The 24908-nt window shown below is 75.5% G+C and carries 2 protein-coding genes; both read left to right on the top strand.

Annotation, left to right across the window (positions count from 1 at the left end):
• Nucleotides 1-10419 carry an SDR family NAD(P)-dependent oxidoreductase gene (locus ACIPXB_RS18555; RefSeq protein ID WP_401450904.1) on the top strand — a complete coding sequence of 3473 codons (10419 nt, stop codon included), beginning with the start codon at nt 1-3 and terminating at the stop codon, nt 10417-10419.
• On the top strand, nt 10416-24908 hold the full coding sequence (locus ACIPXB_RS18550; protein WP_401450901.1) for an SDR family NAD(P)-dependent oxidoreductase: 14493 nt from the start codon (nt 10416-10418) through the stop codon (nt 24906-24908). Before ACIPXB_RS18555 ends, ACIPXB_RS18550 begins: the two co-directional genes overlap by 4 nt.

Raw genomic sequence — 24908 nt, 5'->3', positions numbered from 1 at the left:
ATGGCGGAGAACCGACGTTCTGCTGCTGTCGACCCCATCCTGGAACCGCTTGCCGGCCGCCGCGCGGCCACGACCGTGACCGCCGGTGACGAGGCCGTACGCGACCACCTCGTGCACTCCGTGCCGGTCCTCCCGGGGGTCTTCCTCCTCGACATGATCCTGCGGCTGGTCAAGCGCGCCGGGACCGACCCGGCCCGGGTGGAGCTCCGGCGCATCCTCTTCCTCGCCCCCGTCGTGGGCACCGACGCGGGACACCGCGTCGAGGTGCTGATCGGCGAAGCGGGGGCAGGTGCCGGGCTGCCCGTCACCGTGCGCAGCCGACCGGCCGACGCGCCGGATGCCGGCTGGGTGGTCAACTGCCAGGCGGAGATCCACGGCCTGCGCCACCCCGCGGCCGGGAGCGTTCCGGCCGAGCGGCTCCAGGCGGGGGCGGCGCCCGGCCGCACCGTCGACGTGGACGACCTGTACGCGTTCGTGCGGAGACTGGAGATCCTGCACCGGGGCTTCATGAAGGCGTCCGGCACCGTGCGGGTGGGCCGGGACCACGCGCTCGCCCGGATGCGGCTGGCGCCCGAAGCCGAGCCGTACACCGAGCACTTCCACGCCCACCCGGCGGTCCTGGACTTCGCCACGCTGGTGCCGCTGCTGCTGTTCGGGCAGGAGCAGCGCACCGCAGCCGACCACGCGTTCATTCCCATCGCGATCGACTCCTTCCACGTGTCCGGCCCGATCGGGGCCGAGAACCTGGTGCACGTTCCGGGACCGGTCGGCGGGCGGCTGGACGCCGACCTGTTCCACGCGGACCTGGAGATCTGCGCGCCGGACGGCAGCGTGGCCGCGCGCCTCACCGGCTTCCGGGCCAAACGCGTCCGCTCGGCCGACCTGATCACCGCACCGCGGGCGGCCACACAGGTCCCTGTGGTGTCCGGGGCCCCGGCCGCGCCCACCGCCGCAGCGCGGCGTCCGGCGGGCGGCCCGCTCGAGGCGGTCACCGCGCTCGTGGCCGAGCGGCTGGGCCGCCCCGCGGACACCGTCGACCCGGAACTGGGCTTCTACGACCTCGGCCTGACGTCGGTGGATCTGCTGGCCATCGCCCGCGGCCTGGAGGACCGGCTCGGAACGGAGCTGTACCCGACCCTGCTCTTCGAGCACTCCACCGTCCGGGCGCTCGCCGACCACCTCGCCGGCCGTCCCGGCGACCAGGGCCACGGCGAAGCGGCATCCGGAGACCCGGAACGAGCCGGGAACACTACGGACGCCGGGGAATCCCGGCATGCCACGGGGGAATCCCGGCACGCCACGGATGCCCTGCCGGCGTACTCCTCGCCGGTGGCCGCGACCGTCACGACGGCCCCGCCGGCCGACGCCGCAGGCCCCGGCGAGCCGCTCGCCATCGTCGGGCTCGCCGGGCGGTACCCGGGCGCGGGGACCCCCGACGAGCTGTGGCAGGTCCTGCTGGAAGGACGCGACTGCGTCACCGAGGTGCCCGCCGACCGCTGGGACCACAGCGCCTACTTCGACCCCCGGCGCGGCACCTCCGGGCGCACGTACGGCAAATGGGGAGCCTTCTGCGAGGGTGTCGCGGAGTTCGACGCCCCGTTCTTCCACCTGTCGTCCCGGCAGGCCGAGCTGATGGACCCCCACGAGCGGCTGTTCCTCCAGACGGCCTGGGCGGCCCTGGAGGACGCCGGCCACTCCCCGGAGGGCCTCGCGGCCCAGACCGGCGGGGCTGTCGGCGTGTTCGCGGGGGCGATGTGGAACGACTACCAGCTCAACGGACTGGACCGGCTGCGCGAGGGCACGCCGGAGATCGCCGGCTCCTGGGCCTCCGCCCTGGCCAACCGTGTCTCGTACACCTTCGACTTCCAGGGCCCCAGCCTCACGGTGGACACCGCCTGCTCGGCCGCGCTCACCGCACTGCACCTGGCCGCGGAGAGCATCCGCCGCGGTGAGTGCCGGGCCGCCGTGGTCGGCGGTGTCAACCTCTCCCTCCACCCGTACAAGTACCTGCGGCTGGCGGAACTCGGCCTGCTCTCCTCCGACGGCCGATGCCGCCCCTTCGGCATGGACGCCGACGGCTACGTCCCCGGTGAGGGGGTGGGCGCGGTGGTGATCCGTCCGCTCGCCGAGGCACGCGCGTCGGGGGACCACGTGTACGGCCTGATCCGCGGCTCCGCGCTGCGGCACAGCGGCCGCACCGGCGGTTACTCCGTGCCCAGCCCCGAAGCGCAGGCGCGGGTGGTGTCCGCGGCGCTCGCCGACGCCGGGGTGCCGGCCCGGACCGTCACACTCCTGGAAGCCCACGCGTCGGGAACCGCCCTCGGCGACCAGATCGAGATCGAGGCGCTCACCTCGGTGTACGGGCAGGGCACCGGCGACCGCGGATTCTGTGCCGTCGGCTCCGTGAAGACCGGCATCGGCCACCTGGAGGCCGCCGCGGGCATCGCCGGCCTCACCAAGCTGCTGCTGTGCCTGCGCCACCGCACCATCCCGGCGGCGCGCGACACCGGGCCGCTCAACCCCGCGATCCGGTTCGAGGAGACCCCCTTCCGCCTGCCCGCGGCCACCGAGCCGTGGCAGGCGCAGACCGACCCCGAGACGGGCCTGCCGCTCCCGCGCCGGGCCGCGCTCAGCGCGTTCGGCGCCGGGGGCGCGGGCGTCCACCTGATCGTCGAGGAGTACGCCGGGGACCACCCGGTCGCGGCCACGCATGCGGGCCCCTGGGCCGTCCCCCTGTCGGCCCGTACCGAGGACCAGCTGCGCGAGACGGCCGGCCGGCTCGCCCGGCACCTGCGGGAGCACCCCGCACTGGCCCTCGCGGACGTGGCCCACACCCTGCGGACCGGGCGCCGGCCGATGGCGCACCGGCTTGCCGTGACCGCCGAATCGTCCCGCGAACTGGCCGCGGCACTGGAGGAGTTCGCCGCCGGCCGCACCCCCCGGACGGCATGGCACCAGGGACCGGTGCAGCAGGCCGGAGCCCCCGTGGGCGCGGCGGGCGTGGACGCTGCCGGGCTGTCGCAGGAGGTGCTGGCCGAGCAGTGGACCTCGGGCACCCTGCGGACCTGGCCCGCGGTCCGCGGAGCCCGCCGGGCGGCGCTGCCGACGTACCCGTTCTCCCGGGAACGCCACTGGCTGGACGGGCAGGACAGCACGCCGTCCCCGTCCCCGTCCCCGGCTCGGCCCGTCGCCCGGACCATGCTCTACGTCGCGCGCCGGTTCGAAGCCCGTTCGCAGGCCGTGGCTCCCGCGACCCCCGACGTCGTCGTCGCCTTCGACACCGACGCGGAGCGGATCGCCGAACTGCGCGTCCGCTGCCGTCGCGTCGTCCAGGTCAGGCCCGGGGTCGCGTACGCCCGCCTGGACCCCGATCTGTACGAGATCTCGCCCGGAGAGGCCGAGCACCACCGGATGCTCGCGGAGGCCCTGCGGGAGGAGACCGTGACGCCGGCCGCACTGCTCCACCTGTGGGGTCTGCGAACGGCCGGGCACGCCGCTGCCGACGACACCGCCGGCCTGGTGTCCGCGTTCCTGCTGTGCCGGGCGTGGGCCCAGGGTCTGACCGGGCGGCTGCCGGTCGTGTACGCGTACGCGGACGACCACGGCGACGCGGAGACGCCGGGTCACGCCGCCGTCGGCGGGCTCGCCCGCAGCGTACGGCTCGAACAGCCCGCACTCGCCCTGACCACCGTCCGCTTCGACACGGGCGGGGCACCGGTGACAGCGCTGCTCGCGGAGGCGCGTGCGGCCGCGGACGACTCCGCCGCCCCCGTGACGGAAGTCCGGTACCAGGGCGGAAGGCGGACGCGGCGCGTCTTCCGGCCGCTCGACCCGGCGGCTGCCGACGCCGTGCCGCCGGTACCGCTGGTGCGCCCCGGCGGCCACTACCTGATCAGCGGCGGGGCGGGCGGGCTCGGCAGGCACACCGCGCGCCTGCTCGCCTCCCGGGGCGCGGGTGCGGTCGTACTGCTGGGCCGCTCGGCCCGGGGTCCGGTGGCCGACGCTGCCGTGGCCGGGCTGGAGGCCGCCGGCACCCGGGCGGCGTACCTGCGCGCCGACGTCACGGACCTGACCGCCACCGAGCGGGCCGTCGCCGAGACGACGCGGCGCTTCGGCCCGCTCACGGGAGTCGTCCACGCCGCGGGCGTGGTCGAGGACGCCCTGCTGCTCGGCAAGGACCGGGCGGCCCTGGAGCGCGTACTGGCCCCCAAGGCACGCGGCGCGGTCTGCCTCGACCGGGCGACCCGGGACGCGGAACTCGACTACCTGCTCCTGTACTCGTCCGTGGCTTCCGTTCTGGGCAACGCCGGTGCGACGGACTACGCCGCCGCCAACCGCTTCCTGGACTCCTTCGCCACATGGCGGGAGGAGCGCCGGCAGGCCGGCGAGCGGCACGGCCGCACGCTGTCCGTGAACTGGCCGCTGTGGCGCGACGGCGGCATGCGGCTCGATCCCGAGGCCCAGGACCTGGTCCTCGGCCGGCTCGGCGCCGAGCCGCTGCCCACGGCGGACGCGCTGACCGCCCTCGAAGCGGCGTGGGGTTCCGGCGAGACCCAGGTCGTCGTGCTGCACGGCGATCGCACCAGGCTGGAACGCCATCTCGACCTCACGGAGCAGGCTGCCGCACCCGCATCCCACCCTGCGCATCCGGCCGCCACACCCGCCCCCGGCTCCGCGGAGACGGTCACCACGCCGGTCCCCGACCACGGGGACCTGGCGGCGCGCGCCGCCGGCTGGATCGCGGGCACGGTACGGGAGCTGCTGGGCGTGGACGGGCCGGTCCACGGAGCGGGCTTCATGGAACTCGGCCTGACCTCCGTCCAACTCGTCGCACTCGTGCGGCGGATCGGAGACCGGTTCGCCGTCGAGCTCCCCGCGACCGCGGTCTTCCTGCACCCGGACGTCGAAAGCCTGGCCGACCACCTGGCAGCAGGCCACCGGGACGCGCTCGCCGCCGCCCTCGCCCCGGCCGCCCCCCGGTCCGAGGCCACGCCCGAGACCGTGCCCGAGACCGTGCCCGAGACCGCGGCCGGTCCGGCGGCCTTCGTCCCCGGCGCGGCCCCGGCCGCCCCCGCCCCGGAACCCCCGGCGGCACCGGGCACCGGCCACCGCACTGCGGCGGACGAACCGATCGCGGTCATCGGCATGGCGGGACGTTTCCCCGCCTCGCCCGGATCCCGCGGCACGACCGGCCTCTGGGCCGACCTCCTCGCCGGACGGGACCTGATCACACCGGTACCCGCGGACCGCTGGGACCACCGGCTCCACTACGACCCCACGGGGGCGCGGCCCGACGGCACGGACTGCGGTCACGGGGCCTTCCTCGACGACGTGCGGCGGTTCGACGCGGCCTTCTTCGGTGTGCACCGGGCCCAGGCCGAGGGCATGGACCCGCAGGCCCGCCTGCTGCTCGAAGTCCTGTACGAGGCGGCCGAGGACGCCGGTGCGGCCGGAAGGCTGCGCGGCTCGGCGACCGGGACCTTCATCGGCCGGTGCTTCAGCGACTACGAGGACGAGATGACCTCCCGCGGGCGGCGGATGGGTGCCCACGAGGTGACCGGCACCTCGGTGTCCATGGCGGCGAACCTGCCCAGCCATGTGCTCGACCTCACCGGGCCCAGCATGGTCGTGGACACCGCCTGCTCCTCCTCCCTGTACGCCCTGCACCTCGCCGTGGAGGCGCTGCGGCGAGGGGACTGCCCCATGGCCTTCGCGGCAGGTACCAACCTGATCCTCGGCCCGGAGCACTACCTGCGCAGTTCCGCCCTGGGCGCGTTGTCCCCCTCGGGCCGCTGCCACACCTTCGACGCACGCGCGGACGGATACGTGCCCGGCGAGGCGGTGGCCGCCGTACTCCTCAAACCCCTGTCCGCCGCGCTCGCCGACGGTGACCCGGTCCAGGCCGTGATCAGGTCCGTTGCCGTCAGCCACGGCGGCCGGGCCGCCTCCGTCACCGCCCCCCACCCGGGCCGGCAGACCGAACTGCTGCTGCGTGCCTGGGAGCAGGCGGGCATCGACCCGGAGACCCTGACCTACCTGGAGGCGCACGGCACCGGGACGGCACTCGGCGACCCCGTCGAGGTGGAAGCCGTGACGGCGGCCTTCCGGGCGCACACCACCCGCACGGGTTTCTGCGCCGTGGGCTCCGCCAAGGCGCACCTCGGTCACACGGAGGGCGCCGCCGGCCTGGTCGGCGTGATCAAGACGGTGCTTTCGATGCGGCACGGCGTCCTCCCCGCCATGCCGGACTTCCGTACCCCCAACCCGCACTGCGCCTTCGAGGGCAGCGCCCTCGCCCTCGACGACCGGACGGTTCCCTGGCACACACCCTCCGGCGTGCCGCGCCGGGCGGGTGTCAGCTCCTTCGGCTTCGGCGGTGCGTACGCCCATGCCGTCCTGGAGGAGGCGCCCGCGACCGTCGGCGCCGCCCGCGTGCCCGGTCCGTACGTCTTCCCGTTCTCCGCCCGTGACGAGGACGCACTGCGCCGCCTCGTCGCCCGCCACCGTGCGTTCCTGGAGGGGCAGCCGGACCTCCGGCCCGACGAGGTCTCGGCGACGCTGTGCCGGGGCCGCGAGGCGATGGCCGCGCGCCTCGCCGTGGTGGCCGGATCCCTCCCCGAACTGCTGGACCGCCTGGACGAGTTCCTCGCGGGCACGTCGCAAGCGGCCGACGTGCCGGGCGCGGACCGCCACCCGCAGGCCGGGGCGGTACGCCGCTGGGCCGCCGGCGAGGACGTGGAACTGCCCGTACCGGACCGGCGGCTGCGCCGCGTGCCGCTGCCGGGCTACCCGTTCGGCGGTGAGCGGTACTGGTTCGAGGACACCACGGCCGCCGCGCCGGAACAGGAACCGGGACCGCTGCCGCGGACCGGGCCGCAGTCGGACGCAGAGCCCCCCGAGCCGCGTGGTCGAGCCGGCCGGGCGGCCGAGGAGGTGGCCCGGTTCGTGGCCGGCACCGGCTTCGCCGGACGCCGGGCCCGCTCCGGCATGGACCGGCTGGACGAACTGCTGCGGCGCTGGTGCCGCCACCTGCTGGGCGAGAGCTCCGCGGCGCAGTTGCGGGCCCGCCTCGCCGACGAGCAGCGGTACGGCCGCCTCGCCGACGCGCTGGCCCTGGTGATCGCCAGGACCCAGGGACGGCACGCGGGGTCCCCGGCCGGCGAACAGAGCTGGCTCGACGGGGAGGCGGCGGCCCTGGCCGCGGAACACCCGGAGCTCACCCCCTGGCTTGACCTCGTGAAGGCGTGCATGCCCCGCCTGCCCGAGGTGCTCGCCGGTTCGGCCGACGCGCTGGAGGTGTTCTTCTCGCCGGACCACCCCGACCTGCTGCTGCGGATCTACGACGGCAACGCCGTGGCCGACCACCACAACGAGATCGTGGCCCGTGCCGTGGCCGCACTCGTGCGCGCGGCCCGGGAACGCGCACCCGGCCGCCCCGTACGCCTGCTGGAGATCGGTGGCGGAACCGGCGGCACCACCCGCCGGGTGCTCGATGTCCTGGCCGAGCACGGCGACGCCGTGCGCTACACCTTCACCGACGTCTCCCCGGCCTTCCTGCCGGCCGCCCGGACCCGCTTCGGGAAGAGCCCGGTGCACTTCGAGTGCCGGGTGCTCGACCTGGACGCCGACCCCGAGTCCCAGGGCTTCGTCCCCGGCAGCGCCGACGTGCTCATCGCCGCCAACTCGGTGCACGCCACCCGCACCATGACGGACAGCCTGGCCCGGATCCGGCGGCTGCTCGCACCCGGCGGAGCGCTCGTCCTGGAAGAACTGGTGCGCAACCGCGACTGCATGACACCGATGATCGGCCCGCTGCCGGGCTACTGGTCGAGCACCGACCCGGACGTGAGGCTGCCGCACTCGCCGTTCCTGGACGTGGCCGGGTGGCGCACGGCCCTCGGTGAGCAGGGCTTCCCGTACACCTGGGCGTTCGGCGCAGCCGACCTGGCGGAGGCGGAGTTCGACAACGCGGTCCTGATCGGTTGCGTACCCGAGGACGTGACCGTCCCCGCGCCCGCGCCCGTACGGCCGGCATCCGCTGTCCCTGCGCCGGCCGCAGAAGCCGCCGCATCCGCCGGAGCCGTGCCGGACACGGCGTCGGAGCCGGACGCGACCGAGATCCGCGAGCGGCTCCGCGGGGTCTTCGCCCGGTTCTTCGGGGTGGCGGAGGAAGCGGTCGACCCGCAGGCATCGTTCGACACGCTCGGGATGGACTCACTGAGCGCGATCCAGCTCGTACGCGGTCTGGAGGCCGATTTCGGCAAACTGCCCAAGGTCCTGCTGTACGAGCAGCCGACCATCGCCGCCCTGGCGGAGTACCTGGCAGCCCATGCCCCGGCGCGGTTCGCCGCCCCGGCCGCGCCCGCGCCGGACACGGCCGGCTCGGCCCCCGCCTCGCCCGCGCCCGTGACGGCCACCGCGCCCCCGGTCCTGCCGACGCCCCCGGTCCTGCCGGCGTCCCCCGGCCGGGGCACGCCGGACGACGACCCCGTCGCGATCGTGGGCATGGCCGGCCGCTACGCCAAGTCGCCGGACCTCACCGCCTGGTGGCGCAACCTGCGCGACGGCGTCCACCTGGTCACCGAGATTCCCGAGGACCGGTTCGACTGGCGTGAGGTGTTCGGCGATCCGTACCGCAGCCCGGGCAAGGTGAACAGCCGCTGGGGTTCCTTCATCGACGGTGTGGACCGGTTCGACGCGCAGTTCTTCGGCATGACGCCGCTGGAGGCGGAACTCATGGACCCCCAGCAGCGGATCATGCTGGAGACCGCCTGGCAGGCGGTCGAGGACTCCGGCCACCGCCCCGGCGCACTCCGGGGCAGCCGGACCGGCGTCTTCATCGGAGCCACGTCGCGCGACTACGACTGGCAGCTGCACCGTGCCGGGCGTCACCGTGAGGGCCATGTGGTCAGTGGCAACGGCCACTGCCTGATCGCCAACCGGATCTCGTACCAGCTGGACCTGCGCGGCCCGAGCGAGGCCGTGGACACCGCCTGCTCCAGCTCGCTCACCGCGCTCCACCGCGCCGTCCGGGCCATCCGTACCGGCGAGTGCGACGCGGCGCTGGCGGGCGGCGTCCACCTCTTCCTGACCCCCGATCTGTTCGTGGCGCTGGGCCAGCTGGGGATCATGTCGCCCGACGGGCGGTGCGCGGCCTTCGACCGGAAGGCCAACGGCATGGTGCGCGGGGAGGGAGCCGCCGCGGTCCTGCTCAAACCGCTCTCCCGGGCCCTGGCCGACGGGGACACCGTCCACGCACTCGTCCGTGGCAGCGGGGTCTCGCACGGCGGGGGCGGTCACATGGACTCGCTGATGATGCCCAACCCGTCCGCGCAGGCCGAGCTGATCGCCTCCGTCTACCGGGAGGCCGGGGTGGACCCGCGTACGATCGGCTACATCGAGGCCCACGGCACCGGCACCGAGGTCGGCGACCCGATCGAACTGCGCGGGCTGCGCAAGGCGTTCGCGACGCTGACCGGCCGGTCCGAGAACGAGCCCGTCAGCCCCTGGTGCGCACTCGGCACGGTCAAGTCCAACGTGGGACACACGGAGGCCGCCGCAGGCCTGACCGGCGTGGTGAAGACCGTCCTCGCGCTGCGGCACGGCATGCTTCCGCCGACCCTGCACTTCTCCGAGCCCAACCCCCTGCTGGAGATCGAGGACAGCCCGTTCCGGGTGGTGGACCGGCTCACGCCGTGGCCCTCCTCCGGATCCCCCCGGCGGGCCGGGGTGAGCGCCTTCGGACTGGGCGGCACCAACGCCCATGTCCTGCTGGAGGAGTACGCGCAGACCACCGACGGCACCGCGGAGCCGGACGGCCCCCGGCCCGAGGTGATCCCGCTGTCCGCCCGGACCCCGGAGCGGCTGCGCGCCCAAGTACACCGGCTCCATGCCTTCCTGACCGGGCAGAGCGCCGTGGCGGCGCCACCGGTGCCGCTGGCGGACCTCGGGCACACGCTGCGCGAGGGCCGGGACGCGATGGAGTACCGGCTCGCGCTGGTGGCGACCAGCACCGACGAGGTGGTCCGGCTGCTGCGCGCCGAGCTCGACGGGACACCCGACCCGAGCCTCGTGACCGGCACCGCCGGATCCGCCGGGGCCGATGTCCGGGAGGAGCCGGCAGCCGATCCGTACGCCGCCGCGCGGGCCTGGGTGGCCGGCGGGCCGCACTGGCGGCCCCGGCCGGGCGGCCGGACCCCACGCCGGATTCCCCTGCCCGCCTATCCCTTCGCTCCGCAGCGGTACTGGGCGGAGCCGCCGGAGCAGATCCGGCCGGCGGAGCCGACAGGGCAGATCCGGCCGGCGGAGCCGGACCTGCCGGCCCCCGCCCCCGCGGCCCTGCCGGAGCTGCTGCAGGCGCTCACCGACGGCCGCATGTCAGTCGAACAGGTCGAACAGTCCATGGAAGGTGTGTTGTGAACCCGAAGGTGTCCAGGCGGCAGATCCTGGAGCAGGTGCGACGCGGTGAACTCTCGGTCGCCGATGCGACCGCCCTGCTCGGCGGTCCTGCGGCAGGGCGCCCGTCCGGCGCGGACGACGTGGTCTGCTTCCGGCCGGTCTGGGAGTACGGCGGCGAGGTGCGGCCTGCACCGGTCGCCGCCTCCCGCGCCCTGGTGGTCCTCGACTGCGTCGGGCAGCCGGAGGCTCCCGGCGTCGCCGCCCCGACGGGGGCGATCACCGTGCGCGCCGTCCGGGGCGGCGGGTGGGTCCGGCAGAGCGACACCCGTTTCCGCGTCGGCGTCGACGAGGACTCCGGCTTCACCCGGCTGTGGGAGGAGCTCACCGCACAAGGACGCATGCCCGAGCGCGTGGTCGTCGTCACCGAGGCGGCTCCCGAGCGCTGCCTGGACGTGGCGTACCCGCTGGTCCGCGCCCTGATCCGGCACCCGCACCCGGACCGCCCGGAGGTGGTCTTCCTGCCGGTGGGGGCCCACGCCGCCCAGTCCGGGGACGCGCTCGGCGGGTTCTGCGCGGTAGCCGTCCGGGAGGACAGCCGGCTGCACGCCGTCTGCGTCACCACCGGGTCCGCCGATCCGGACCCCGTGGGCCGGGCGCTCGCCGAACCGGCTCAGGCCGCGCCCGGGTCGGCCCAGGTGCGGTACGACGACGAGGGCCGCCGGATGCGCACCCTGGTCCCGGTGGAGCTCCCGCAGGACGCCGGCTCCGCCGTGGCCTGGCTGCCCGACCGGGGCGTCCACCTGCTCACCGGAGGAGCCGGCGGTATCGGCCTGCGGATCGCCGAGCTGCTCGCCCGGCAGTCGCGGGCGCGGCTGGTCCTGATGGGGCGCTCAGCCCTGGACGCCTCCCGCCGGGAGGCCCTCGCCCGGATCGAGGCGGCCGGCGGGCGGGTCACCTACGCCCAGGGCGACGTGACCCGCCGCGAGGACGTGGCCTCGGCGGTCGCGCTTGCCCGCGCCGCGTACGGGCCGCTGACCGGCGTACTGCACCTGGCCGGCGTCAACGAGGACGCGTACATCGTCAACAAGGCCCCCGCGGCCCACCACCGGGTCCTCGACCCGAAGGTCGTCGGCGCCCGGCACCTCGACGAGGCCACGCGGCACGAGCCGCTGCGCTTCTTCGCCCTGTTCTCCTCCATGTCCGGCCATCTCGGCCACCCCGGCCAGAGCGACTACGCGGCCGCCGCACGCGCCCTCGGCGGCTTCGCCGCCCACCGCGCCTCCCAGGTCGAGGCGGGGGAGCGGCGGGGCGCCACGGTGAGCCTGGGATGGCCGCTCTGGGAGGGCGGCGGCATGACCCTCAGCGAGAACGACCGGCTGGCCACCGAGGAGTTGCAGGGGATGACGGCCATGCCGGCGGAGACCGGACTGGCCGTCCTGACCGCCGCCGTACGCTCCGGGCTGCCGGAACTCGTGGTGGTGCACGGCCGCGCGGCGAGGATCCGCGCCTTCGCCGCGGGCCGGACCGGCCCCGGCGGGCCGGCCCGGCCCGCGGGAGATCCCGGCACCCCCGCGGACGCGTCCGACGCGGCCGCCCGTCCCCGTACCGAAGCGGCGGGCGGCGCGATCACCGAGGCGGCCCAGGCCTTCCTGCTGGACCTGGTCGCGAAGCTGGCCGGGATCCCCGCCGGACAGCTCCGGCCCGACCAGGAGTTCTCCGCCCTCGGTATCGACTCCGTGATGATCAAAAGGCTCTCCGTCGCGCTGGAGGACCGGTTCGGACCGCTGCCGGTGACCCTGCTCTTCGAGCACCGGTCGGTTGCCGAACTCGCCCGGCACCTCGCCGAACACCACCCCGAGGCCCTGCGCGAGCCCACGGCGGACCGGGCCGGCGAGCGGCGGGAGGCGTCTCGCCGCCAGACGCCGGAGCCGGTCGCCGCACCGGCCACCGCCCCGGTCGAGGCGCAGCCGGAGGACGCCATCGCGATCGTCGGCATCGCCGGCCGCTACCCCGGTGCCGCCGATCCCGACGCCCTGTGGCAGGCCCTGGTCGAAGGCCGCGACTGCACCGGGGAGATCCCCGCCGACCGCTGGGACAAGGACCGCTGGTTCGACTCCGGGGACCGGCGCCCCGGAACCAGCTACGGGCGCTGGGGCGGCTTCCTGTCCGACGTCACCCGCTTCGACTCGCTGTTCTTCGGGGTGTCGCCCCGCGAGGCCGTGCGGATGGACCCGGCCGAGCGGCTGTTCCTGGAAGTGGCATGGTCGGCCATCGAGGACGCCGGGTACACGCGCGCCCGGCTGCACCGGCACACCCGCACCGAGGAGGGCCACGCCCTGGGCGTGTTCGTCGGTACGACGGGCATGGCCTACGAACTCGTGGCGGCCGAGGAGTGGGGGAAGGGCAACCCCGTCTCCGCGTACTCCATGGAGTTCTCCCTGGCCAACCGGCTGTCGTACTTCCTGGACGCCCACGGCCCCAGCCTGGTCGTCGACACGGCCTGCTCCGCATCGCTGACGGCCCTGCACCTGGCGTGCGAGAGCCTGCGCCGCGGCGAATGCCGGATGGCGGTGGCCGGCGGCGCCTACCTGAACCTGCACCCGATGAAGTTCGCCATGCTCTCCGAGCAGCGGATGATCTCCCCCGACGGGGTCGGCCGGGCCTTCGGCGAAGGCGGCAACGGGTTCGTGCCGGGAGAAGGCGTCGGAGCGGTTCTGCTCAAGCCGCTCGGCGCCGCGCTCGCCGACGGCGACCACGTGCACGCCGTGATCCGCTCCACCGCCGTCAGCCACGGCGGCAGGACCAACGGCTACACCGTGCCCTCGCCGAAGAGCCACGCCTCGGTCATCCGGACCGCCCTGCGCCGGGCCGGCGTGGACGCCCGCACCATCGGCTACGTCGAGGCGCACGGCACCGGCACCGAGCTCGGCGACCCCATCGAGATCGACGGCCTGACCCGTGCGTTCGGTGACCGCAGCGACGACCACCGGCACTGCGCCCTCGGCTCGGTGAAGAGCAACATCGGCCACGCGGAGGCCGCGGCCGGGATCGCCGGCCTGACCAAGGTGGTCCTCCAGCTGCGCCACCGCACCCTGGTTCCGACCCTGCACTCCGAACCGGCCAGTTCCAGGATCGACTTCGCCTCGTCCCCGTTCCGGCTCCAGCGCGCGGTCGAGCCCTGGCGGCCCACCTCGGCCGGCCTCCCCCTGCGAGCGGCGCTCAGCTCCTTCGGCGCGGGCGGTGCCAACGCCCACCTGATCGTCGAGGAGTTCACCGGCGCGCCGCACCACCGGCACATCGGCGCAGGGCAGGGCACGAGCCCCGCCGAGGACGGCGAGCACCTGATCCTGCTCTCCGCCCGGACGGAGGAGCGGCTGGCCGCGATGGCCGACCGCCTCGCCCGGCACGACGGCGCCGGGCTCCGTGACATCGCCCACACCCTCCAGGTGGGGCGTGAACACCTCGAGCACCGGCTCGCCCTGATCGTCCGCGACCGCGGCGAACTGCGGGAGCGGCTGGCCCGGTTCGCCGGCACCGGCGCCGCCGAAGGGGTGCTCACCGGTCGCGCCGCCCCGGACGCGGCGCTCCGCACCGACGACGGTCCCGAGCGGACCCGGTCACTGTTCGCCGCCCGCCGCTGGCGGGAGCTGGCCGAACTGTGGGTGACGGGCGCGGAGATCGACTGGGACGACGCCCACCGGGCCGCCCCGGCCGCCGGTCCCGCCCCCCACGTCGTACCGCTGCCCGGCTATCCCTTCTCCGGGCCGTCCCACTGGCCCGCCACGCTCCCCGCGGCACTCCCCGCGGCACTCGACGCGGCCCCCGCCGCGGCCCGCACGGCCGCTCCGGGACCGGTCGCAGCCCTGGGCCCCCACACCTCCACGGCCGGCACGGCCTCCTTTCCCGTACTGCTCGGGCCCCGCGACCGGGTCGCGGCCGACCACCTCGTCGCCGGCCGGCCCGTGCTGGCCGGAGTCGCGCACCTCGAACTGGCCCGGGCCGCCGCCCACACCCTGACCGGCCGCCAGGTCGTCGAACTCACCGGCGTCCAATGGCGCGTCCCGCTGGTCCTGGACGGGACCGGCGCCGCCGTCCGGGTGACCACCGCGGCGGACGCGGCCGACGTGGCGCTCGTCACCGACGGCCCCGAGGGCACCACCGTCCACTCGACCCTGACCGCCCGCCTCGACGGCGGTGCCGCACCGCGGCCCCGCCCCCTCGACCTGGCCGGGATCCGCGCCCGCTGCGCCGGCCCGCGGTCCGGGGAGACCTTCTACGAGCGGGCCGCGGCCGAGGGCCTCGTGTACGGCCCCTCCTACCGGCTCGTCCGCCGGCTGTGGAGCGGTGACGGCGAAGCCCTCGCGGAACTCGCGGAACAGCCCGCCGGGACGGCCGCCGACTGGTGGCTGGAGCCCGGGGTGGCCGACGCGGCCCTGCACACCCTGCACGGCGCGGTGCCGGCCTGGGACCGTCCCGCGACCCTGCCCGCCTCCGTGGACCGGGTCCGGCTGCACGCGCCGACCGGTCCGGCCCGCTGGGCGTACGCGCGCCTGACCGCTGCGGACGCCGAACGGGGCTCCGTCCGCTGCGAGGTGACCCTGTGCGACGCCCAGGGGCAGCCGCTGGTGGAGTTCACCGGCTTCACCGCCGTCCGCGCCCCCGGTGCATCCCCTGCGGCCCGAGTGCCGTACTACCGGCCCACCTGGCGGCTCACCCCGCTCGACGCCGCCCGCGTCGCCCGCGGCCAGGACGGCCCGGTGCTGATCCTCACCACGGAGCACGACCACGGCCTCGGCGCGGCCCTCGCCGAGCGGCACGGCGGCCGCGCCCACCTCATCGACCTCACGGCCACCGCCGCCGACCGGGCCACCGCCTTCGCCGAGCTGCTGCGGAGTCATCCGGTGCCGGCCGCCGTCTACTTCCTGGGCGGCGTGGAGCAGCGCCGGTACACCCCCACCGACCTCGACCACCTGGAGGACGCGCAGAGCCAGGGCTGCCTCGCACTGTTCCACCTGGCACGCGCCCTGGCCGAGCACCGCCCCCGCGGCACCCGCCTGACCGTGCTGACCAGCGACGCCCAGCAGGTCGACGAGGACATGCCGCTCGCCCATCCGTTCGCCGCCTCGCTGCACGGCCTGACCCGTACCGTCGCCCGTGAACTCGCCTTCCTCGACACCGTCTGCATCGACCTGGCCGGCGAGGACCTGGCCCGGTGCGCCGAACTCGGCCGCTGGGAGGCGCTGCTGGACGCCATCGAGGCGGAACCGGCACGGACACCGTTCGCCGAGGTCGCCCTGCGCGAGGGCGCCTGTATGGTCAAGCGGCTGGAGCCGGCAGAGCCGGGCGAGCCGCTGCCGGGGACGCTCCCGTTGCGTGACGGCGGCCGCTACCTCCTGCTCGGCGGCGCCGGCGGCCTCGGGCAGGTGATCGCCGGACATCTGGCGCGAACGTACGGGGCCCGCCTGATGCTGGTCGGCAGGCGACCGGCCGATGCACTCCCGGAGGGTCTGCTCGCATCCCTGCGCGAGGCCGGGGCAGAGGTGGAGTACCACTGCGGCGACATCACCGACCCCGCGGCCGTGCGGGCCTGCGTGGCGTGGATGCGGCAGCGCTTCGGCGGCGTGGACGGTGTGATCCACACGGCGTTCCGGCTGGCCGACCGGACCCTCGCCCGGATGGACGAGAGCACGTTCCGGGCGGCCCTCGACCCCAAGGTGCGCGGCACGGTCGCCCTCTGCGACGCGCTGGGCAGCCAGCCGCTCGACTTCCTCGCCCTGTTCTCCTCCGCCATCGCCCACACCGGGAACCCCGGACAGGCCAACTACGCGGCGGGCTCCACCTTCCTCGCCGCGTACGGCCGCAGTCTCGCCGGCCGGCTGCACTGGCCGGTCACCGTCTTCGACTGGGGCTTCTGGGGGGACCAGGGCGCCGTCGCCACCGAGGAACACCGCAGGCGCCTGGCCGACTGGGGCATCCTGCCGCTGTCCGCCGCCGAAGGCGTCCGGGCGTTCCGCGCCTGCCTGGCGGCAGGGGCGGTCCAGCTCGCCCCGCTGAAGGCGGACGGCTCCCTCGCCGACGTGACACCGGTGGCCACCGACACCCTCCAGCGCGCCGAACCCGCCGTCCCCGCAGCCCCCGCCCGGGTACTGGCCCCCGTGCGGGCCGCGGTCCGGGAGGCCCAGGCCGCGTACGGCGAGCCGTACGCGCCGGACTACCTGGACGCGGTGGACGCGTACGGGCGCCGCAGGATACGTGAGGTCCTCGCCGTCCTGGACGGCCTCGCCGGTCACGCCGGCCACGCACCGGCGGGGCCGTCCGGCACACCGGACACCCGGCAGCGGCTGTACGAGGCGCTGCTCGCCGCCGGGCGGTCCGGACCCGGGGCCGAGACGGCCGACCTCACCGCGCAACGGGCGGAACTGGTACGCCGCTTCCCGGAGTCCGTACCGACCCTCGACCTGCTCGACGACTGCGCGGCCGCACTGCCCGACGTGCTCGCCGGCCGCCGACGGGGGCTGGACGTCCTCTTCCCCGGTGGCTCCGGCCACCGGATCGCGGCGCTGTACCACGAAGACCCGCGCACCCGGTACTTCAACACCCTGTGCGCCGCCGCCGTGACCGCCGCCGCCCGGCATCGGCTGGACGGCCGCCCCGCGGAGGCCGGCCCGCTGCGGATCCTGGAGGTCGGCGCCGGCACCGGCGGCACCAGCCTGCCCGTGCTCGACGCACTCGGCGCGCTCGCGTCCACCGGCACGGGCCTGCGCTACGACTGCACCGACATCTCTCCCACCCTGGTCGCCGCCGGGCGCGAGGGCTTCGGCGCGGCCCGTCGCTTCGCCGAGTTCAAGGTGCTCGACATATCCGGTGACCTCCGGGCCCAGGGCTTCGCGAACGAGCGGTACGACATCGTCCTGGCGACGAACGTGCTGCACGCGACGGCGGACATCCGGCGGACCCTCGCCAACGTGGCCGACCTGATGGCCCCGGGTGCCCTGCTGGTCCTGAACGAGGCCACCCGGGTCCTCGACAGCATCACGGCCGTCTTCGGGCTCACGGACGGCTGGTGGCTCGCCCGGGACCCGGAGCTGCGGCTCCCGCACTCCCCGCTCGTCGGCCCCGGCACCTGGTCGGGTCTGCTGACCGAGGCCGGACTGAACGGGGTGAGCCGTCACGGAGTTCCCGGCCGGACGGCCGAGCAGGACGGACAGCAGCTGATCCTCGCGGAGCGCGGTGTGTGGCGCCGGGTCACGCCGGCCGACGGCGCGGGCCGGGCTCCGGCCGCCCGGAGCGCAGCCGCCGCCCACCCCGCCTCCGGGAGCACCGCCCCCTCCGACCAGGCCTCCGGGACCGCCGACGCGACGGCCCGCCCGGCCGACGGCGCGATCCGCCCGGCCGTGGCACCGGCAGCCGGCGCACCTGCGACCGGCCCGGAGACCGAGAGCCTGATCGCCAGGACCGCAGCGCACCTGACCGCCGTCTTCGCCGGCATTCTCAGGCTGCCGGAGCCGGAGATCGACCAGACGACGCCGCTGTCCGCGTACGGCGCGGACTCCCTCAGCACCATGGAGGCGGCCGAGCAACTGGAGCGCGTACTCGGTCCGGTGCCCAGGGAGGTCCTCTTCGCGGGGGACACCGTACGGGGCATCGCCGAGCAACTCGTCGAGCGAGGCGGTGCCACCCCCGCGGCGCTGCCGCCGAACGGGGCGGGCCCCGCGTCCGCTCCGGACAGGACGGCCACAGGTGCGCAGGCGGCTGCACCGGAACGGGCGACGGGACCGCGTGCGACCGTACCGGCGGAGGTGACCGAACCTGCGCGGGCGACCGGCCCGGCCCCCGAGCCGGGCCCGGCCGGCCGTCCCGCCGGCCGTCCCGCCGGCCGTCCCGCCGGCTCCGCCGCAACCGCCGAGCCCATCGCCGTGGTCGGCGTGGCGGGCCGCTACCCCCAGGCCCGGGAGCTGGACACGTTCTGGGCGAACCTCCGCTCCGGGCGCCGTGCCGTCACGGACGTCCCGGAGGACCGCTGGCCGCTGGCCGAGCACCATGACCCCTCGGGCACCGACCCGGACCGCAGCTACCACCGATGGGGCGCGTTCCTCGACGACGTGGACCGCTTCGACCCGCTGCTCTTCCGGATCTCCCCCCGGGAGGCCGAAACCATGGACCCCGCCCAGCGGCTCGTCCTGGAGACCGCGTGGGAGGCTCTGGAGGACGCCGGCTGGCCGCCGTCCCGGCTGCGGTCCGCAGCCGCTCCCGGTATGCCCCGGGTCGGCGTGTTCGTCGGGGTGATGCACGCGCAGTACCAGCTGCTCGCCGCCGAGCAGTGGGGCCGGGGGCGCCGCCTGAGGGCCAACTCCTCCGGCTGGGCGATCGCCAACCGCGTCTCCCACTGCTTCGGCCTGACGGGACCCAGCATGGCGGTCGACACCGCGTGCTCGTCCTCGCTCACCGCCCTGCACCTGGCGGTGCGCAGCCTGCGGTCCGGCGAGTGCTCGGCGGCGCTGACGGGGGGCGTCAACCTCATCCTGCACCCCAGCCACCACCTCGATCTGTCCGCCGCCAGGATGCTCTCGCGCGACGGCCACGGCCGTGCCTTCGACACCGCGGCCGACGGCATGGTCACCGGTGAGGGCGTCGGCGTGGTCCTGCTCAAGAGGCTCTCCGACGCACTGCGCGACGGCGACCGGATCCACGCCTGCGTCCTCGGCACGGCCGTCAACGCCGACGGCCCGACGGACGGATTCGCCGTACCCGGCGTCGAGGCCCAGGTCACCCTCATCCAGGAGGCATTGCGCGACGCCGGCGCGGACGCCGGCTCCGTGCAGTACGTGGAGGCGCAGGCCACCGGGTCCCCCGTCGGCGATCCCGTCGAGCTCGCCGCGCTGCGCCGCGCCTACGACGTGGGCGGCACCCGGCGCACCCTCACCATCGGCTCCCTCAAGCCCGGTATCGGCCACCTGGAGGCCGCCTCCGGCATGGCCCAGCTGACCAAGGTGCTGCTCCAGCTGCGCCATGACGCCCTGGCGCCCACCCTCGGCACCGACGGCCCGGCCACGGCCGACGGCTTCCGGGTCGTGCGGGAGCCTGCCGACTGGCACCGTGAGCCGGGCGGTCCGCCCCGCAGAGCGGCAGTCAGTTCCTTCGGCGCGGGCGGGGCGAACGCCCACGTGATCCTGGAGGAGGCACCCCCGGCCGTCCGGCCCGCCCAGGAGGACTCGGCTCCGCAGCTGCTGGTGCTCTCCGCCCGCCGCCCCGACCGGCTGAAGGAACACGCCCGCCGCATGGCGGAGTTCCTGCACTCCGGGGCGGACCGGCTCCGCCTCGACGACGTCGCGTACACGCTCCAGACGGGCCGCGAGCCGCTCCCTGCCCGGCTGGCACTGGTGGCACACAGCGTCGGCGATGCCGCGGAGGCGCTCCGCGCATTCGCCCAGGGCGACGCTGCCGGCAGCGACCGGGTCCGGACCGGCACGGTGCCGCGCGCCCCGCACCCCGGACCGACCGCGCCGCCGGTGGAGCCGCAGGTGCCGGGTGAGGCCGGCCTGGCGGCCCTGGCCCGCGGCTGGACGGCAGGCGGCCAGGCCGACTGGCAGGCCCTGTGGGCCGGCCGTACGCCGCGCCTCGTCACGCTGCCGCACTACCCCTTCGCCCGCGACCGGTACTGGCTCGACGCCGAGCCGCCGGCCACCGGGCCCGCCGCGCCGGACACGGCGCCGTCCGACTACCCCGAGGAGTCTTACGTGACCCACCCGGACCCGGCCCCCGCGGCCGACGCAGCCGGGCCCGCCGCCGGCCGTCCGGCGGTGCCGGTCCCCGCGCGGGACGTACGGCCGGACATCGCCCGCACGGTGACCGAGGCGATCTGCGAGCTGCTGCACGTCAAGCCCTCCGACATCGACCTGGGCGACCACCTCAGCGACTTCGGCTTCGACTCGGTGACCATGGTCCACCTGGCCGACCGGCTGACCGCGGAGCTGGGCGTCCCGGTCAGCCCCGCCGTGCTCTACGGCTGCCCCGACGTCACCGCCCTGGTGAGGGGACTCGGCTCCGCGGCCGACCACACAACCCCCGCCCCCGGGACCGCCCCGGCCCCGTCCGCGCAGACGGCGCCTGCCCATGCGACCGGCCCGGCCCGGGCAGACACCCCGGCCCCTCTCGGCGACCCGGCCGACGTCCCGACCTCCGTCGAGACCGTGGCCCCGGTCGGCGTGACGGCCCCCGCGACGCCGGCGGCCCCGGCCCCGTCCGTATCCGTGACCCCGGCGCCGACCACGGCCCCCGCCGTCGCCGAGGCCCCCGTGCCCGCTGCGCGGACGGCCCCCGCACCGGCCTTCGCCCCCGCCGGAGGCGCCCCCGCCGAACCGGTCGCCGTCGTCGGCATGGCCGGAGCCTTCCCCGGCTCGCCCGACCTGGAGACGTACTGGCGCAACCTCGCCGAAGGCCGCGACCTGATCACCCGGGCCCCGGCCGACCGCTTCCAAGGCACGTCCGGCACCTCCGGCACCTCCGGCACGTCCGGCACCGCCGGATCCGCACCGTACTGGGGAGGATTCCTGGACGGCGTCGACCTGTTCGACGCCGGCTTCTTCCAGATCACCCCGCGCGAGGCGCGCGTGATGGACCCGCAGCACCGGCTGTTCCTCCAGACGGTGTGGTCGGCCGTGGAGGAGGCCGGGTATGACCCGGCCGCCCTCGCCGGCTCCTCGTGCGGCCTTTTCGTGGGCGTCGCCTCCTCCGAGTACGGCGAACTCGCCCGGGAGCGCGGAGCCGAACTCGACGGGCAGCTCATGACCGGCAACGACCACAGCGTGCTGGCCAACCGGATCTCCTTCCTCCTCGACCTGCGCGGCCCGAGCGAGCCCGTCGACACGGCCTGCTCCAGCTCACTGGTCGCCCTCCACCGGGCGGTCCGGGCCATCCAGACCGGCGAGTGCGAGCTGGCGATCGCGGGCGGGGTCAACGTCATCCTCAGCCCCACCGGCTTCGAGGCGTTCGACCGCTCGGGCATGCTCGCGGCCGACGGCCGCTGCAAGTCCTTCGACCACCGGGCCGACGGCTACGTACGCGGCGAAGGCGTCGGCGCCCTCCTGCTCAAGCCGCTCAGCCGCGCGCGGTCCGACGGCGACCACATCCACGCCCTGATCACCGGGACCGCGACGAACCACGGCGGCCGGTCCGCCTCGCTCACCGCCCCCAACCCCGCCGCCCAGGCCGCTGTCATCGCCGCGGCGCAGCAGCGGGCCGGAGTACGGCCGCAGGACATCGGCTACGTGGAGGCGCACGGCACGGGCACGGCCCTCGGTGATCCCATCGAGTTCACCGGCCTGCGCAACGCCTTCGCCGCCGGTGAACGCCCGGACCCGGCCACCCAGTTCTGCGGTCTGGGCAGCGTCAAGACCAACATCGGCCACCTGGAGACCGCCGCCGGCATCGCGGGCGTGATCAAGGTGATCCTCGGGCTTCGCCACCGGATGCTGCCGCCGACCCTGCACCTGCAGCAGGTCAACCCGCTGATCGAACTGGGCGGTTCGCCGTTCTACCTCGTGGGTCAGGCACGGCGGTGGGACCGACCGTCCGGCACGGCCGGCCCGGCCGCCCGCAAGCCCCGCCGGGCAGGCGTCAGCTCGTTCGGGTTCGGCGGGATGAACGCCCATGTGATCGTCGAGGAGGCGCCGGCCACCGCCGCCGTACCCGCGGCGGCGGACGGACCCCAGCTCTTCGTCCTCAGCGCCCGTGACGAGGACCGGCTGCGTGCCTGCGCCCAGCGGCTGCTCGACCACCTGCGGCGGATGGAGCGCGAGGGCACCCTGGCGCACGCCCGCCCTGCGGACACCGCGTACACCCTGCAGACCGGCCGCCGGGCGCTGCCCGTCCGCCTGGCCGCCGCAGCCGAGAGCCATGGTGAGCTGACCCGGCTCCTGCGCGCTCACCTCGACGGCACCTCCGACCCCGCGCTGTGGACCGGGACGGTCACCGCGCAGCCGGACACCGCCCGTCCCGACGCAGAGGAACTCGCCCACGCCGCCGAGCGGGCACAGAGCGGTGACCCGGCCCGGCTGGCCGCCTTGTGGGTCCGGGGTGCCCGGCCCGACTGGGCTGCTCTGCACCAGGGCCGCCCGCGGTACCGGGTGTCGCTGCCGGGCTACCCGTTCGCCCCCGAGAGCCACTGGCTCCCGAAGCCGGCGAACCCCGCTCCGGCACAGGACCCCGTGCAGGCCGCCCCGCGCGTCCGGGCCGTCACGACGTCCGTTCCCGACCTGCCGGTCACCACGCCCGCGCCCCGTCGCGCTCCGGATCCGACCGCCCCGGCCCCCGCACGAGCCACCGCCCCGGCGGCCCACGCGGTGACTCCGCGGACGGCCACCCCGGCTCCCGCCCCGCACTCCTCCGACAGCGACCCGCTGGCTGCGCTGCGGCGCCACGTGCGCGAGGCCGTCGCCGACGGCATCGGGATCAGCCCCGAACAGGTCGTACCCGCACGCGAGTTCTCGGCATACGGAGTCGACTCCATCGGAGCGATGCGGATCATGCAGCAGATCCAGGCCCGGTACGGCGACCACATCCCGATGGCGGCCATCCTGGAGCACCCCAGCGTCGACCGCCTGACCGCCCACCTGAACGAGAACTACGTCCTGCCGGACGTAGTGCCGGACGCAGTGCCGGGTGACGTCGCCGCAGCCCCTGCCCAGGCACGTCCCGAGACCGCCATCCGCCTGATCCCCTTCGGTGACGGTGGTGACGGTACCGGCGGGACACCCTCGTACTGCCTGTTCGGTGACACCGGAGAGCTGACCTGGCTCACCCACCTGCATGCCCGCCTCGCCGAGGACGGGCCGGTCTTCGGGCTGGAGGCGCCCGGCTTCGCGGAGGACGCGGATCCGGCCGGGGGCATCGCCGAACTGGGCGAGCGGTGCGCCGCCGTCATCGCCGGCCATCACACCGGTGGTCCGTGCCGCGTCATCGGCCACGGGCTGGCCGGCCTCGTCGCGGGGGAGACCGTACGCAACCTGGTGTCGCGCGGTGTGGAGGTGGCCGGACTGCTCCTCCTCGGCACCCCGGAGCCGGGTGACGACACTCTCCCGGCCGAACCCGTCGCCGTCTCGGTCGTCGAGGCCGCCTCACGGTTCGCCGCGGCCTGGGGCGCCGGACACCCCGTGACCGGCGTGCCCGACGGGGGTCTGGAGGAGCAGGTGGACGCGGCGGTGCGAGAGCTCGCGGACCGCGCCCCGATGTCCGCTCCCGACCTGCGTCGCTGGCTGCACACCGCCGTGCGCTGGCGGAGCGCCCTGGCCCACGGGGCCGCGGCGTACCGGCCGCTGCCAGTGACGGGGGAGGCGCTGGTGATTCGTCCGGCCGAGCCGGCGGCCGGGGCGGGCGCCGCCCGCGGCGACTTCGGCCGGTGGATCGCACCGCCGCCGGTGGTCCGCGAACTCGACTGCGCTGCCTGGGCGTTGACCGCAGCGGGTCCGTCCGCGCGGATCGCCGACCTGCTGGCCGGCAGCCCCGCCTCCTCCGCATCCGTCCCGTCGCCGTCCCCGTCCGCGGTGGCCGTCTCCCCCGTGGTGCCCATCAACCGGCACGGCAACGGGCGCCGGTCCGTCTGGGCGCACAACCTGTACGGCGAGGTCAGCTACGCCATCTACCTTTCCCGCCACCTCGGCATGCGCCAGCCCGTGATCGGCCTGGAACAGCTCGGCTCCGGTGCCGGGTCCGGCGACGCACGCCCGAAGGAGTACTCCTCCGTGGAGGACATGGCCGCGCACTACGTATCCGAGCTGCGTACCGGCTTTCCGCGCGAGCCCTACCTCCTCGGCGGCTGCTCCTTCGGCGGCGTCCTCGCGTACGAGATGGCCCGCCAGCTCCAGGCACAGGGCGAGGAGGTCTCCCACCTCATCGCCATCGACCCGATCATGCCGGGCACCGAGGCGTGGGACAGCGTCGACTGGGGCACGGTGACCGCCGTCGAGGCCGAGGCCTTCTCCCTGGTGATGCTCGGCAACGCCATGTGTCAGCGCTGGGGTGTGAGCGAGCAGATCGGCCTCGCCTCACTGACCGGCTTCGACCTCGACAAGCAACTGGACCTCGTGGCCCGGCACATCCACGAGCGTTCCCCGGCGCGGCCCGACGAAGAGATGATCAAGCGGCAGATCCTGGTCCGCCACGAACTGATGCTCCGCAACGGCGACCTGCTCCAGGCGTACCGCCCGCGCCCCCTGCTCACGCCCGTGCCCACCACCCTCTTCCACGCGACGGAGGGCTTCCTGGCCGCGGGGAACACCAACGGCCTGCCGGCCGTGCCCCGGACCAGCACCGACACGTCGAACGGCTTCGCCGGCTTCGTCGGGGACCGGCTCGTGATCCACGAACTGCGCGCGGACCACCACACCATCGCGCACAACGAGAACCTGGCACGCATCGCACGGATGCTGATGCCCCTGCTGGACAGGAGCGGCTTCCCGGCCAGCCTCTTCCCCGCGTCGCTCTACCCCTCCAGCCCGAACGGCAGCAGGTGA

It is taken from the genome of Streptomyces sp. NPDC090022, assembly GCF_044748145.1.
Taxonomy (GTDB): domain Bacteria; phylum Actinomycetota; class Actinomycetes; order Streptomycetales; family Streptomycetaceae; genus Streptomyces.
This window is presented reverse-complemented; position numbering and strand designations above follow the sequence as displayed.

Coding starts and splice junctions, on each gene's coding strand:
- ACIPXB_RS18555 (WP_401450904.1), top strand. CDS start 1: ATGGCGGAGAACCGACGTTCTGCTGCTGTCGACCCCATCCTGGAACCG.